The following is a 15,677-nucleotide window of genomic DNA, read 5'->3' as shown; positions in this document are numbered from 1 at the left end:
AAATGTTGAAATTATAAATAGGATTTATTATGGCAAAGAAAGAATTACAAGTAAGCGCTATAGAAAACGGAACAGTGATCGACCATATTCCGGCAGATAAATTATTCGATGTGATCAACGTATTGGGAATCACTGGTATGGATAATGCAATGACCTTCGGCGCTAATTTGAAGAGTAGTAAATTGGGAAAGAAAGCAATCATCAAAATCTGGGATAAATTTCTGGAAGATGATGAAGTAAACAAATTAGCTTTGGTCGCTCCTTCTGCAAAAATCAATATCATCCGGGATTATGATGTCGTGGAGAAAAAGACAGTTAATGTACCGGAAAAGGTTGAAGGAATCGTCAAATGTATGAATCCCAAATGTATTACCAATCACGAAAAGGTAAGAACGAAGTTTACCGTAGTCAAGGATTCACCGATCGTCCTGAAATGTCATTATTGCGAAAAATTGACCGATCAGGAACATATGGAAATGAATTAAAAAGCTAAAAGCAAAAAGCTATAGGCACTTAAGAGAAATTCTTTTTTTTGCCTATAGCTTTTTGCCTTCTAACCTATATTTTACCTGATATAAATTTCCAGTATTTCAGCTTCTGTTTCCGGTATTAAAAACAGGTTTTTTAGGATTGCAGGGACTAATATGGTTTCTCCTTTATTTACTTTCACGGTTTTATCGACATCGTAGACCAGGGTAAAATTACCTTCCAGACACATATAAATAACGAAAGAGTCCAGCTCGATATAATCTTTTTCTACTTCTTTGTCGAATTTCAGATAATTTGTCGTAAAATAATTACAGCTGACCAGTTCTTCGGTATGATTTTCGTGCTGATGATAATGGATGCTGTGCTGTTTTTGTTCACAGAAATTGATCACATCGGTAGCTAATTCGGTATGCAGTTCTCGTGGATTACCGTTCTTATCCCGCCGGTCATAATCGTAAATCCGGTAGGTGATATCCGATGTTTGTTGTATCTCTGCGATATAACAGCCTTTGCAGATAGCGTGTACCGTACCTGCCGGAATGAAAAAACAGTCTCCTTTTTCGACTTTCTCGGTGTTCAGCAGAACAGGCAGTGTATGATTGTGCAGGGCAGTAAGGTATTCCGATTTGTCGGTATCTTTATTGAAACCCATAATCAGTTCGGCATCCCGGTCAGCACCTACCAGGTACCACATTTCTGTTTTCCCATAGGCGTTATGACGGGCTTTTGCGGTTGCGTCGTCCGGGTGTACCTGGATGGAAAGATTGTCCCGGGCATCGATGTATTTGATTAACAAAGGAAATTCAATACCGAATTTTTCATAGATTTTATCTCCTACCAGATCTCCCATATAGATTTCAGTCAGTTCTTGCAGGGAATTCCCTTCGAGTGCCCCTTCGGATACGACCGAGATATTATCTTGTACTCCTGAAATTTCCCAGCTTTCGCCGATAGATTCTTTTACTTTCGGGTCGTTACTTTTGTAAGCTAGTTTGTCTCCGCCCCAGATCGTTTGTTTGAGGATCGGTTTAAATTTTAAAGGATATAACATAAGACTAATTTTATAGATTGATATATTATTCCCGGCATAAAAATTGTACCTTGCAAAGGTATAATTTATTAAAACGGGAAATTGAAATTTGAAGATTATTTTAGTTTAAAAACAAAGAAGATGATGAAATGGGGAAAATTACTGTTAGGAGTCGGATGGGCTTGTGTATTGTATGCTTGTAGCGATGATGATGGAAAAGACGATACGATCATGAATATGTCCGAATTGACAGGAAAGTATTGGTATTACAATGCCTGGTTGGGGGATAAATACGGGATGGGACAGTCCGATTTATTGGAAGTGATCCGCTTTGAAAAAGGAGGTGTTTTAAAGATGATGGAATTCGGCGGACGGAGGGTACATGCTATCGGTACCTGGACAGGTGGAGATAATCAGATTACGATGGATCTGGACGATGGAGACTCTATAGTTTGGAATGTGCAGCGGAGTGGACCGGATTATATTCAGACTATTGTGAATGCGCAAGGAGAACGGAAATATACGACCGATCCCGGGTATCTCGGCGAACTGACTGCCGACGCTTTTTTAGTAAACGAATATACGGACGGGAATCAGTTTAAAACGTATATCGGAGTCGATGTGCGGGGAAATAAAAATGTGAAAGAGGTGGCTTTGATTCCTGCCGACGGGAAATCTATCCCGGTGGAAAATCACGGGTATTTTTGGAGTGAGAGACAACCCCAGAGCGGTGATTATGTCGATTTCGGCGGAGAGAAACGGGAAGTGCGTTTCTATTTGCGGATAGGTAAAAATACACAACTGAAGTTACAGGATACCATCTATAGTCAGAATCTGCCTCAGCGTACTTTGAGTGAAAGTGGATTGGAGGCGATTACCGAACTGGGAACCGGGGCTTTGAAGGTTTCCTGGAATTCATACCAGAACCCCGATATTTATTATCGGGTGGAAATCTCAAAGAAAATGGATTTGACACAACCTTATTTTGTCAGCCGGATTCAACCGGCTACGAGTACCGGAATGACGATCAATACGACTACTTCCGGCGAGGTAAACCGGATCGGCGAACTGATCAAAGGCGAGAGTTATCAGGTGCGGTTGACTGCCTTGATGTTCGAACCCGGCGTGGATGTGATCAATGATGAATACAGCTTTGCCAATTTGCAGGCTGTCACCTATTTTTCCAGAGGATTCCTTTGGGAATAAAAGCGCAGGTGAAACATCAGGGAGCGAGGAAATAATCGGATAGAGTGTGGGCCAGCCGAAGAGGCTGGTCTACGTGTATCCGGTGAGTTGCTTCCGGAATTGTCTTTTGCCGGGCCTTCGGGAAATAATATCGGGTGGCTTCGGTTATTTTTTCCGGTAAATAGTCCGAATGTCCGGCTTTTATAAATAGAATTTCAGCCTGATAAGGAGACCGGATATCGGGTATATTCCAATCCAACAGAGAAGATAGATTTTCCCGGATCGCTTTCGCATTAACCTTCCATTCGTATCCCTGAGGAGTTTTTCGGATATTTTTTAGCAAAATCTGAACTTCCTCTTCTGTAGAAAAATATTCCCGGACCGCTCGATGTATTTCCTGACGTCGGTGGAAATTTTGAAGCGGGGTAGTCAGGATATATTCCGACAGGCTTCGGTGCATAGTCTGCCTGTCTAAAGTATAGGCTTGCGGGCAGATATCTATGATTGCCGCTTTTTCGACGATTTCCGGACGTTTCAATACTAAATGCATCAATGTCTTGCCTCCTAGGGAATGTCCCGCCAGAAAAGGCCTTTGGGGTAAATTCAGTCGCCCGATCAATTCTTCCGTATCCTGGCTCAAAATGGTGTAATCGAATAATGAAGAATGCGGAGAACAGCCGTGATTTCTCAGGTCGGGCAGGATGACATGGAACCGGTGGCTCAATAGATCGGCTACGGGCAGCCAATTGTCCGAAGCTCCCCATAGGCCGTGAAGGATGATGAGGGGGGGATGCGTATCGATACCTTTTTCACGATAAAAGAGTTGCATATCAGGCTTTTGGTTTACCGATAAAAAAATGCTACCCCGAAAGATAGCATTTTTTCCAAATAAAGACAATGTATATTAGTCTTTCAGTTTTGCTTTCAGGAATTCGCGGTTCAGGCGTGCTATATGAGCGATGGAAATACTTTTCGGACATTCCATTTCACAAGCGCCGGTGTTGGTACAGTTTCCGAATCCGAGTTCGTCCATTTTAGCCACCATGGCTTTAGCCCGGCGGGCAGCTTCAATTTTTCCCTGTGGCAATAAAGCTAACTGAGAAACTTTTGCTGCCACGAACAGCATAGCTGAAGAGTTTTTACAGGTAGCCGCACAGGCACCGCATCCGATACAGGCTGCTGCGTCCATCGCTTCTTCCGCTTTGTCGTTTGCAATTGGAATTGCATTGGCATCAGGAACTCCACCGGTGCTGACAGAAACATAACCTCCGGCCTGCAGAATCTTGTCATAAGCCTTCCGGTCGACGATCAGGTCTTTGATTACCGGGAAAGCGCCGCAACGCCAGGGTTCGATCGTTATAGTAGCTCCGTCTTCGAAACGGCGCATGTGCAATTGACAGGTAGTTACGTCATCGTCCGGTCCGTGAGCACGGCCGTCGACGAACAGACTACAAGTACCGCAAATACCTTCACGGCAGTCATGATCGAATGCTACCGGTTCTTCGTTTTGTTCTACCAGCTGTTCGTTGAGAATATCGAGCATTTCCAGAAATGAAGTGCCGGTAGAAATATTGTGAACTTTATATGTTTTAAACTCGCCTTTTGATTTAGCGTCTTTTTGCCGCCAGATCTTCAGAGTCAGTTCTTTTAATATTTTATCTGCCATAACCAATATTATTTTTGATTTCGGATTTACGATCGGGGTATAAGCCTGAACCGTAAATCACAAATCGTAAATTATTTATTTATAAGAACGTTGAGTAAGTTGGATGTTTTCGAACACTAATTCTTCTTTATGGAGTTCCGGTGCTTTATCTTCACCTTTGTATTCCCATACAGAAACATATTTAAAATGTTCGTCATCCCGTTTGGCTTCACCTTCTGCGGTCATCGATTCTACCCGTAAGTGTCCGCCGCAAGATTCATTCCGATCGAGAGCATCGTGAGCCATCAGGTCGGCGAGTTCTATAAAGTCGGCGACACGGGCTGCTTTTTCCAATTCGTTGTTCATCGCTGTAAATTCACCGGTTATGCGCAGATTTTTATAGAAATCTTTTTTCAATTCGGCGATCAGTTCGATGGCTTTCTTCAAACCGGCAGCTTCACGGGCCATACCGATGTATTCCCACATGATGTGTCCCAGTTCTTTATGGAAATGATCCGGAGATTTCGTTCCTTTGATGTCATACAAACGACGCAGACGGTCGGTGACATGTTTTTCAGCTTCGTCGAATTCCTTGGTATTGGTATTGACTTTCGGAGTCTGGATTTCTTTGGCCAGATAGTCGCCGATGGTATACGGCAGAATGAAATAACCGTCAGCCAGTCCCTGCATCAAGGCAGAAGCTCCTAAACGGTTTGCCCCGTGATCCGAGAAGTTACATTCGCCGATAGCGTACAATCCGGGAATCGTAGTCATCAAGTTGTAATCTACCCAAAGTCCGCCCATAGAATAGTGGATAGCCGGATAGATCATCATCGGATTGTTGTAAGGATCCACAGCGGTGATTTTTTCGTACATCTGGAACAGGTTACCATATCGTTTTTCAATAGTATCCCGGCCTAATTGTGCGATAGCATATTTAAAGTCCAGGAATACGGCTTTACCTGTATTGTTGACTCCGAATCCGGCATCGCATCTTTCTTTAGCAGCACGTGAAGCGACGTCACGGGGTACCAGATTCCCGAATGCCGGATAACGGCGTTCCAGATAGAAATCCCGGTCTTCATCGGGTATATCGTTCGGATTTAAAGTGCCTGCCTGTAATTTTTTAGCATCTTCGATTTTTTTCGGTACCCATACCCGGCCGTCGTTACGTAACGATTCGGACATCAGGGTCAGCTTACTCTGCTGGTCTCCGTGTACAGGAATACAAGTCGGGTGAATCTGCACGAAGCAGGGGTTCCCGAACATAGCACCACGTTTGTAAGCTTGCCAGGCTGCACTACCGTTACATCCCATCGCATTGGTAGACAGGAAGAATACATTGCCATAACCTCCGGTAGCCAACACTACGGCATGGGCTCCGAAACGCTCGATTTTTCCGGTAACGAGATCCCGGGCGATTACTCCGCGTGCTTTACCGTCGACGATCACGATATCCAGCACTTCGTGGCGGTTGTACATTTTTACTTTACCGGCCTGAATCTGACGGTTCATGGCTCCGTAACATCCCAGCAACAATTGCTGTCCGGTTTGGCCACGGGCATAGAACGTACGGCTTACCAAAGCTCCACCGAAAGAACGGTTGGCCAGTAATCCGCCGTATTCACGGGCAAAAGGAACACCTTGAGCTACGCATTGGTCGATAATGGAGTTGCTTACTTCTGCCAAACGATATACATTGGCTTCCCGGGCACGATAGTCACCGCCTTTGATGGTTTCGTAGAACAAACGGAATACAGAGTCGTTATCGTTGGGATAGTTTTTGGCTGCGTTGATACCTCCCTGTGCGGCGATAGAGTGTGCACGACGGGGAGAATCCTGATAACAGAAAGCGGTTACATTGTATCCTAATTCGGCTAAGCTGGCAGCTGCAGAACCTCCGGCTAGTCCGGTACCTACAATGATAACATCCAGTTTCTTTTTGTTTGCCGGGCTGACAACACCAATATGAGCTTTGTGAGCTGACCATTTGTCTTTCAACGGTCCGGCAGGTATTTTAGCATCTATTACTGACATAATAAATTGATTTAAATTTTAAATTTTGATTCCAGACTTTAGATTGATAAAACCGAATTTATCAATCATCGATCATAAATAATTAGTTTCCCAGTCCTGCGATGAAATACAGTGGAATAATGCTGAAGCCTACTGCAAATACAATTGCAAAGAAATAAGCTAAACATTCCAGACGCTTTCTCCAGATATCATTTGAGAAACCGATAGTTTGGAAAGCAGACCAGAAACCGTGAGTGATATGTAATCCTACTAAAACGGCTCCCAGAATATAAATCAAACAGTATACAATGCTTGATTCGAATAAGCTGGAAACCAATGTGTAAGTATCTTCCATTTCAACACCTCCGACTGTAATGGCTGACAACGGAGTTCCCAAAGACGGGAATTTAATGTTCCACCAGAAATTATACAGGTGGATCACCAGAAAGATCAACACCATTGCTCCCAGAATGTACATGTTGCGGGAAGCCCAGGTGGCATTTTGACTCTGGTTTCTCAGGGCATATTTCACCGGACGCGCTTTCTGATTCTGAAGAGTCAGTACAGAAGCCCAAATGATGTGAATGATAAACCCGATAGCCAGGATGGGTTCAATAATTTTGATAATCGGGTTCGTAGCCATAAAATGAGCTCCCTGATTGAATAAGGCCCCGCTATTATCAAAAATCAACAATAAATTTAGCGCCAGGTGGACGCAAAGAAACGAAATCAGAAAAAGTCCCGATAAACTCATGATGACTTTTTTTCCGATCGAAGAGGTCAAAAAATTGCTCATAATTTGTTTTATTTATTAATAACTGGTTTAATACCCTTTAATCCTGCAAAAGTATCCTTTTTCTTTAACTTTACCCTATTTTAATACATTAGAATGATTCTAAATTCGGAATTTTTTCTGTAATAAAAACGGGGCCTGAAATACTTTGAAAACTAATTGTACCTGATTTTACTTTCTTCCAAAGCCTGATATATAATATCCTGTATTTGGGTCCGTATATTCATTTCAGATAATTTTGTGTTAAATTCGTCGGGATAAGTCCGGTTGGATAAAAATAGGTATAACAGTTTGTTATCCGGGTCGCACCAGGCCATAATCCCCGTGAAACCGGTATGTCCGAAGCTGGTCAAAGGGAGACACTTACTGACCGGATTGATCTTGGTTTGATCCGGTTCGGGTTTGTCGAAACCCAGGCCTCTGCGGTTTTTAGGAAACAGATTGTTTTTACAGCTGAAGGTGGCCATCGTTTCGGGTGAAAAATAATATTCTCCTCCATAGGTTCCTCCGTTCAGATACAATTGCATCATTTTGGCCAGGTCTTCGGCTGTTGAAAAGAGACCGGCATGTCCTGCAATGCCACCGAGCAGCGCTGCGACAGGGTCGTGTACATAGCCCTTGAGTTCCGTTTTGCGGTAAAGTTTATCGACACACGAAGGAACCAGATTATTTTTATTCAGGCGTTTGTGAGCAAGAAAATCGGTATGGTGCATACCTAATTTCCGATAAAATTCTTCCTGACAGTATTGGTCTAACGATTTTTCAGTTACGTGTTCCACTGCGAATTTCAGAAGAATAAACCCCAAATCGCTGTAGGCATATTCTTTTTTAGGATTTAGCGGTGAATGAAGTATACAGGACCGGATCGTGTCCTGGTAGGCCGGGAACATATAAAGTCCGGGTTCCATGTATTTATAGCCCGGTTTCGGGGAATTGGAGACCGTGCTGTCTTTAAACCGATAATTGAGATTTACATATAACCTGTCTTTCAGGCGGGTGGTGTTGTGCGCTGTCCGTTTGCTGGTAAATAAAGGTCCGGGGAGCGATTTCGGATCGATAGCATCCGTAAATAAAGGCAGAAAGGTTTTCAAACCTGCATTGTGGCATAGTACTTCCTGTACGGTGATGTCTTTTTTATCGGTCTCTTTTAATGGAGGATAATAGTCCGACAACGGAGCCGCCAAATTGATTTTCCGGGAATCGTACAGTTTGATTATGGCCGGTAGGGTGGCTGTGATTTTGGTTACGGAGGCCAAATCGTAAATGTCGGATGTTTTGTTGGGAGTCGTTTGTTTGTAGGTATGATGACCGAAGGCCTTATTGTAAAAGATATTACCGTCTTTGGCAATCAGCACCTGACAGCCGGGGGTGGCATGTGCCTGGACCGCCAGTTGGCAGATGGAGTCGATTTTGGCTAATTTTTCAGAATCCAGGCGGCACATCTCCGGACTGGTATAACTCAGTCTGGTTTTGGGCGTTTGAATACCTGTACCGGCCGGATAATCCGGATTTACACAAACCGGGAGCCGGGCAGTCATGGCTATGCCTCCGAAAATGGCTTGTGCCGCATACTGTTGGGCATAAAGATGATTTTCGTAGCTGAGTAATAAAGCATCGGTCGGGAGGGAAGCGTAGGAAGCGAGACCGTATGGGATGCCCGGATGGCATAAAATGATTCGCTTGCCGGTTTGCTGCCGGATCAGGGTATCTAAGACTGTCGAATAACCGAAATCTTTTTGAGCCGAATTCGTACTCAGATTATTATAAATAATGATACAATTAAAAGGTTGGAGCTTTTTTTGCAAATTCCGGAGTTCTTCGTCCGATAATTTTTTGTTTGCTACGAAGTGAGTGACTTGAGTATAACGTTCCAGTGTCGTTTGAAAATTGTTTACTGCTCTGGCTCCGAAATTCAGACTGGCGATACGGAGGGTATCCAGGCGTTTGAGGGGAAGTAAAGAGTCTGTATTTTTAATCAGGGTGATGGCTGCCTGGTAAAGTTGTTGCTTCAGAGCTATGTCGGTAGGAGAGTTGAGACGTGACCATAGACCCGGAGTTTCGGCCGGATAAACATTCGGTAATACATATTTTTGCTTTGCTTCCAGTATCTTCCGGCATTTTTCATCGATCGTCCGCTCGTCCAACAGGCTATCGGCCAGGGCTTTTTTGATCGCTTCCACTGCTTTCCCCAGATTGGCCGGAAAAAGGAGCATGTCGTTACCTGCTAGCAGCGCTTTTACTTCTGCTTCGCCGGGCTGGGAGTTTTGGGTTACCCCCTTCATATTCATGGCATCGGTGAAGCACAGGCCGGAGAAGTTCAGCTCCCGGCGTAACAATCCCTGGATGATCGGGCTGGAGAGAGAAGCCGGAATGCCTGTCGAATCTATCGATTTAACCGCCAGATGGGAGACCATAACCGCCGGAATGCCGGCTTCGATCAGATGCTGGTAAGGATAGAGTTCGACAGAGTCGAGGCGTTGGCGGGAATGTGGGATGACAGGCAGGGTATGGTGAGAATCGGTATCGGTATCTCCATGCCCCGGAAAGTGTTTGATGACGGGAAGCACGTTTTGACTCAAAGAGCCATAAGCATATAAGATCGCTTTTTGGGTAACCTCCTCCGGGTCTTCGCCGAAAGAACGCATTCCGATGATCGGGTTCCGGGGATTGCTATTGATATCTACTACCGGGGCGAAGTTTACGTGAACCCCTAGTTCCTGGCAATGCCGGGCGATAGTTGCTCCCAATGCATAAATCAGACTATCTTTCCGGATAGCCCCGTTGGTCAGCATTTTGGGGAATTCCATCGCAGTTTCCAGGCGCCAGCCTACTCCGTGTTCCGCATCCATCCCGATCATTAAAGGATATTTCGCTGCTTTTTGATACCGGTTGGTTAGTTTGATTTGCTGAGTCGGTTTCCCCTGGAAAAAAATGAGCCCTCCGACGTGATATTGCCGGATTTGTTTTTCCAGTTCGTTTTCGTAATTTTCGTTCTTGTTGCTGTAGGCCGCAATCATGAAGAGTTGGCCTATTTTTTCATCCAGACTCATTTGGTGGAGGACCGAATCGGCCCAGGAATGCCGGGATACTTCGGCCGGTTGGGAATAACTCCCCTGAAATACCAGAAGACCTATAAACAGTAAAATGATTTTTTCTTTCATATCCGGAATGCGTACTTGCTAACTAGAAATATTCCCGTAAATGTACGAAAAAACAGAGGGTACCGTGTTGACGATACCCTCTGTTGTATGCTAATGAATGTTAAATTATTTCAACAATTCAGCTACTTTATTTTGTAATTCTTCTCCTCTCAAATCTTTGGCAACAATAACATTGTTTTCGTCCAATACAACCAAGTGAGGAATTCCATTTACACAATAAAGTTGTGCAGCTGCATTTTGCCATCCTTTCAAGTCGGAAACGTGATTCCAGGTCAATTTATCATCTTCGATCGCTTTCAACCAGGCATCTTTATCCTCATCCAGAGATACACTCAGAATTTCGAGTCCTTTCGGATGGAATTTCTCATACATTTTCACTACGTTGGGATTTTCTCCACGGCAAGGGCCACACCAGGATGCCCAGAAATCGATCACTTTTACTTTACCTTTGATAGAGTGCATAGACAGCGGTTTTCCGTCGGGAGTATTCAAAGTAAAATCAGGAGCAACCTGGCCTACTGCTACTGCAGATAATTTCTGGATTCTGTCGGCGATTGTTTTTCCCGGTTCTGTTGCTTTGGCATTTTCCCCCAGGGTATTGAATTTTTCGACTAGTTTTTCATAATCATATTCGTAGAGTTTGCCGGCTAAAATATAAGCAGCGACATAGCTGTCTGCATTCGCTTTGTTTATAGCATCTTCTTTAGCTTCATAATCTTTCATCAAGTTCTCGTACTGCTCCTGCAATTCTTTCATTTTAGCTTCATCTTTTTCCTGGTAGGCAGTCCTGTAACTTTGGTTCAGCTCTTTAGCCATTTTACCCATTTCGTTTGAGATTGCGGTATATTGATTGGCTATTCCTTGGGTGGCAGTTCCTTCGATTTTAGAAGCTGTCGGATTTTCCAGATTTAAGTTTGCAGTAAAATCGGCATTCTCTACAAAAATAAGATCCCCTCCCCGTTGTCCTTCAACGACGATAAAAGCTGGGGTCAGCCCGGCAACGCTACCTGTCAGTTTGAATTTGCCTTCGGCTACAGGAGCTTTGGCCAGTGTATCGATCGTACGTCCCTGACGTTGTAATAAATAAACGTTGTTCGCTTCGCCTCCTGTAATGGTCCCGTTGATATTGTATTTCGGTGTTGTGTCACAGGCTGATAGTGATACGGCTATAACAGCTAAAGATAATAAACTTTTCTTCATGATTTTAGAGTTTGTGATAAAAATTAACTAATACAAAGATAGGGATAAAAATAACAAAACGATGCTTCGGGCATCGTCTTGTCATGTTAATGTTTAGTTAATCTTTCGCTTCATAAACCAGAATTCATTGAAGCCGATATTAATACGGACTTTTGCAAATTTTTCCTGAATCAAACCGTTTTGTTCTGTTCCACGGATTCCCAGATCGAATGCCACGCCAAGGAGAAGGATCCCGTTACGGGCCGTGTAAAAAGGAATTTGAGAACCGAAGGTGATGGCGTAAGTATTGATATCTACATTTTTGACATCGATGCCGGAATGAATAAAATAGCCTCCTAACATATAACTGTTGCGCTGCCACCAATAACGTCCCAGCCGTTCCGGTGTCCAGGACAACCCTAAGGCTGCTTTATGGTAATCTTTCAGTTCCTGATTTTTACCGAACTCTTCATAAACAGACATCTTTTGGAACGTATAGTCTCCGGCAATATCCCATTTCCGGTTGTATCTGAAATCGAATCCGCTCAAAATACGGAATGGATATTTGATATATCCCCGCTTTAAAGTCAGATCATTGAGCATCTCGGTCGTGTTGGTACTGGAATTGACGCTATAAGCCATATAATCGGTTTTGGACCTTAGTTTTTGTGTAAAATTGAAAGCCGATCCCAATGTCAGAATGGATTTGGGAGACAGATTCAAAGTATATTGGATGCCGGGGGTAAACAAAACATCGTGAATACGATTGTTTTCACTGGTTTTGATAATTTTACTACCTTCGATCATCGTGGTCAGGGTCTGACGTTTTTCGATCTTACCGAAAATTAAAGACGTGTTCAAACCGATCGATAAGTTTTTATATCTCCAGCCTAATCCGAGGTAAACGTCATTCAGTCCGCCTTCTCCCTGAATATTTTGTTGAAAGTAAGAATCCGAACTTCCAGGAATCACGTTTGTATAAGACAAGTCGTAGCCGATATCCGATTTTTCTGTGAATCCCAGAGACATATACATGTTTTTATGGAGACGGAACGCTATGTTGAATGCCGTGTTTTGTGCCACCCGGTAACTTGCATTTTCTTTGTAGGTAGACAAATGGGCATACTCGCCCGTAACGCCGAATTGAAAATAAAGACGAGCCGTATCCAGGGCCGTATAAGATGCCGGATTCAGATAATTGATATTGCCGTTGTCGCGCATAGCTGCCGCAACTCCACCCATAGCGTTGTAAGGACCGGCATTTTCTGTCTGTAAACCGATTCCATATACAGAGTATGGGGTTCCGATGTTATCCTGTCCGTACACCTTAAAAATGAATATAGACAAAAACGTTATAAGGAATATTCTTTTCATAATTGTTCGATATCGGAGAATGATTCTTGGTTAGTCTTTATAACTTGCATAATATACCCTCAATACAGGCACGTCTTTTATAATCATACGATTAAAAGAAGAAGTTAAATTAGGTATGGTCAATAACAGCTGTCTGACATCCTTGGAGTCGGAATACCGGGAAATTGTTTGGTAATAATCGGTAATGTCGAAAATATACCTGTCTTCTTCATTGTTTTCAGTCTTTACATATCTTCCGGTAATAGGATTATTGGTACTGTTATAAGCCACACCTTTTATTTCATTAATCTTGTTCGTATAATAAACACTGATCGTCGATGGATAAGCAACTTCCGGCGAAGCCCATACCCGGGGTTTTATTTCAATTTCAGCTTTTACCACGGTTTTATAAGTCGATTGAACATCGGGCTCCGGAAGGACCATTTTTACCATATATCCACTAAGCCCTTGAACGATAGCCATGTCATGTTCTGTAAATTTCACTTCTTTTGTCTGTTCGGTCAAAGCTTCGAAACCATACTTTTCCGAAGGTATATTTTTTACATTAAAATATTGGTATTCATTTCTCTGACTCAATAGCTTCAAATCGTAAGTATACTTTTGGTCTGCATTATGGTAATGAAAACGCATGTACAGGCTGTCCGGGATCATTTCCAGGCTTAACAAACAATTATTGTCTTTTCCACTTTGAATAGCCAGACCTTTAAAATAATTGATAAATTTATAATAGCTGATCTCACTATTGCTGTTCGGCCTGAAAATAGGATCGTCGTTTTGCATCATAGCAAACATTCTTTCGGTCAGCGTATCCTTCTCGAGTTTGAAATATACCTGATTCATAATCATCCTTTTGGGAATAAAACTGACTGTTGCCAGTTTATCTCCCCATGGAATAGAATCCCGGTTATAAAAGTAGTCGTTTTGGTCTGTCCTGAATTCCGGCAAGCGGGCCAAACGATAAAGTGAAAGTGTTTGAGGAGTAGCTGTTTCTGTCGTATCTCCCCAAATATTTTTCCCTACTTTGAAATGGAAGGTGACCGAATCCAGCAAATACCGGAAATTGATAGACGGTTGGGAAACCGGAACGATCTGAAAACAGGGGGATGCCGTCGTGACACCACTATATTGATCTTTATAGCGGCCCATGAACATTTCCGTAATAGCCGAACCGTATCTTCCGCTGGAGGTGATAAAGGAGTCTATTTTTATCGTACCTGTTTCTTTCAGCAAGGTGGTTTGTACTTCAATATGATTTCCATTATTAATCAAATCCTGACCTATGGTAGTTAGGTCATTATTACAGGAATATAGTCCTAACGTAGCTATAAGTAGAAAAAATATCAATCGCATATAATAGGATTTTTTATTATTTACGACGCGAAGGTAAAACTATTTTCTAAAAATATGGCATGAGCTCTGTTATTTTATTGCAATTCGCTCAATGCTTAACGAATGAAAATATTCTTTATCATTCGTACACACCGCCCGGGAATGTTTGCGGAAGTGTGTTAAAAAACTGAAATCTTTATCGATTCGAAAGATTATCTCGTGATTTGAGTGGAATTATATGCAAAAAATGTTTAGTTTTGCCGGATGATTTTTGAAGTGTAATATAGAATTATAAATTTGAATCAGATAAAAAAGTAATTTATGAAAAAAGTAAATTTTTTATGCCTGATAATGCTGGGGTTATTTTTTGTTGCTTGTCATTCAAATGACGATACGTGGGGAGACTGGTCCCGGGGTTATTCGTTTAGTGGAAGACCCAGAACAGGCGCTGTGACTTTTACCTTGAACGGTGAAGTTTATGTCGGTCTTGGTAGAAATGAAAATGTTGAAGAAAAGGATAAATATTTGACGGATTTCTGGAAGTTTAACGGTAAATCGTGGGTCTCTGTCGCCAGTTTTCCTACTGTTGGACGTGCCGGTGCTGTGGCATTCGTCGTCGGTGAAGAAGGTCATCAGGTGGCTTATGTCGGAACCGGATACCGTGAATATTTGGGTAAAGAAACGTATTATGACAATTTTTATACTTTCGATGGGGTCAGTTGGGATACTACTACAGTCATTAAATTACCGAAGCCTGCGGATCGTAAGGATGGTGGACGTAGAGACGGTATAGCCTTTTCTTTAAATGGTAAAGGTTATGTCGGGACCGGACTGGTTAGCGGTGGAATGGTGGTGAACGATATGTATTGTTTCGATCCTTCAAAATCAGGAGATGCTGCCTGGAGTAACGTTGAGTTCCGTGGCGAACCGCGTTGTGGTGCCGTTGCTTTTGTGATCAAAGACAAAGCTGTGGTATGTCTTGGTGCTGCTTCTTCTTCCGGATCCAATTTCCGCCGGGATGTATATACCTTCGACGGTACGACCTGGGATGATAAAGAGCCTTTAGTTGATCAGGACGGACGTGGTTTCGACAATGATTATAATCAGATTCCCCGCGCATATGCCGTTGCTTTTGTGTCTTCAAGAGATGGAGGTGTATTGAAAGGATATGTGGCTACAGGTAACGGAAGTTATCCGGGTACTTGCTGGGAATATAATATCGATACTGACCGTTGGGATGAAGTGACCGAATTGCCTGCTGCGATGAACAGACGTGCTTATGCCGTAGGATTTACCTTTAATGATTACGGGTATGTGACTACCGGAGGATCGAAAATGAATGATCCGATAGATGTCGATACCTGGAAATTTACTCCTGGAATCGACGAAGACGATGATAACGACTATGCACCTCGTGAATAGTACGTTGCCGGATCGATTCGGATTTTAAAAGCGGAATGATATAAAGATGGGGCT

The 15,677-nt window shown here is 43.0% G+C and carries 12 protein-coding genes; 3 read left to right on the top strand and 9 right to left on the bottom strand.

Features of this window, described 5'->3' with window-relative positions:
• Positions 1–29: 29 nt before the first annotated feature.
• On the top strand, positions 30–485 hold the full coding sequence (gene pyrI, locus AC5RDS_RS04980) for an aspartate carbamoyltransferase regulatory subunit (protein WP_013613378.1): 456 nt from the start codon (positions 30–32) through the stop codon (positions 483–485).
• Positions 486–565: 80 nt separating this feature from the next.
• Here pyrI and AC5RDS_RS04975 read toward each other — a convergent pair whose 3' ends face one another.
• Positions 566–1,540, bottom strand: coding sequence for a type I phosphomannose isomerase catalytic subunit (locus AC5RDS_RS04975; protein WP_013613379.1), 975 nt, complete (start codon positions 1,538–1,540; stop codon positions 566–568).
• 120 nt (positions 1,541–1,660) lie between these two features.
• Here AC5RDS_RS04975 and AC5RDS_RS04970 point away from each other — a divergent pair, with 120 nt between their 5' ends.
• Positions 1,661–2,725 carry a hypothetical protein gene (locus AC5RDS_RS04970; RefSeq protein WP_494222237.1) on the top strand — a complete coding sequence of 355 codons (1,065 nt, stop codon included), beginning with the start codon at positions 1,661–1,663 and terminating at the stop codon, positions 2,723–2,725.
• A 16-nt stretch (positions 2,726–2,741) separates the two neighbouring features.
• On the opposite strand, the gene AC5RDS_RS04965 is transcribed toward AC5RDS_RS04970, so the two are convergent.
• From AC5RDS_RS04965 to AC5RDS_RS04930, 8 genes are all read right to left on the bottom strand, one after another.
• Complete coding sequence (locus AC5RDS_RS04965; protein WP_147345756.1) at positions 2,742–3,533, bottom strand: alpha/beta fold hydrolase; 792 nt, start codon at positions 3,531–3,533, stop codon at positions 2,742–2,744.
• A 75-nt stretch (positions 3,534–3,608) separates the two neighbouring features.
• Positions 3,609–4,370, bottom strand: a complete 762-nt coding sequence (locus AC5RDS_RS04960) for a succinate dehydrogenase/fumarate reductase iron-sulfur subunit (protein ID WP_013613382.1) — start codon at positions 4,368–4,370, stop codon at positions 3,609–3,611.
• Between the two features lie 75 nt (positions 4,371–4,445).
• Entirely contained in the window at positions 4,446–6,386 is a 1,941-nt protein-coding gene (locus tag AC5RDS_RS04955) for a fumarate reductase/succinate dehydrogenase flavoprotein subunit (RefSeq protein WP_013613383.1), read from the bottom strand.
• Between the two features lie 82 nt (positions 6,387–6,468).
• A complete protein-coding gene (locus AC5RDS_RS04950; RefSeq protein ID WP_013613384.1) occupies positions 6,469–7,161 on the bottom strand; it encodes a succinate dehydrogenase cytochrome b subunit in 693 nt (230 codons plus the stop codon).
• 152 nt (positions 7,162–7,313) lie between these two features.
• Positions 7,314–10,319 (bottom strand): serine hydrolase domain-containing protein, encoded by a 3,006-nt coding sequence (locus AC5RDS_RS04945; RefSeq protein ID WP_494222236.1) that lies wholly within the window; start codon positions 10,317–10,319, stop codon positions 7,314–7,316.
• A 105-nt stretch (positions 10,320–10,424) separates the two neighbouring features.
• Positions 10,425–11,519 (bottom strand): TlpA disulfide reductase family protein, encoded by a 1,095-nt coding sequence (locus AC5RDS_RS04940; RefSeq protein WP_013613386.1) that lies wholly within the window; start codon positions 11,517–11,519, stop codon positions 10,425–10,427.
• Between the two features lie 93 nt (positions 11,520–11,612).
• A complete protein-coding gene (gene bamG, locus AC5RDS_RS04935) occupies positions 11,613–12,872 on the bottom strand; it encodes a BamG family beta-barrel-assembly machinery protein (protein WP_071823585.1) in 1,260 nt (419 codons plus the stop codon).
• Positions 12,873–12,902: 30 nt separating this feature from the next.
• Positions 12,903–14,222 (bottom strand): DUF4270 family protein, encoded by a 1,320-nt coding sequence (locus AC5RDS_RS04930; protein WP_013613388.1) that lies wholly within the window; start codon positions 14,220–14,222, stop codon positions 12,903–12,905.
• Positions 14,223–14,522: 300 nt separating this feature from the next.
• Here AC5RDS_RS04930 and AC5RDS_RS04925 point away from each other — a divergent pair, with 300 nt between their 5' ends.
• Positions 14,523–15,623: a Kelch repeat-containing protein gene (locus AC5RDS_RS04925; protein ID WP_118108125.1), complete on the top strand. Its 1,101-nt coding sequence runs from the start codon at positions 14,523–14,525 to the stop codon at positions 15,621–15,623.
• Positions 15,624–15,677: the final 54 nt, after the last annotated feature.

The organism is Odoribacter sp., assembly GCF_985060555.1.
This window is presented reverse-complemented; position numbering and strand designations above follow the sequence as displayed.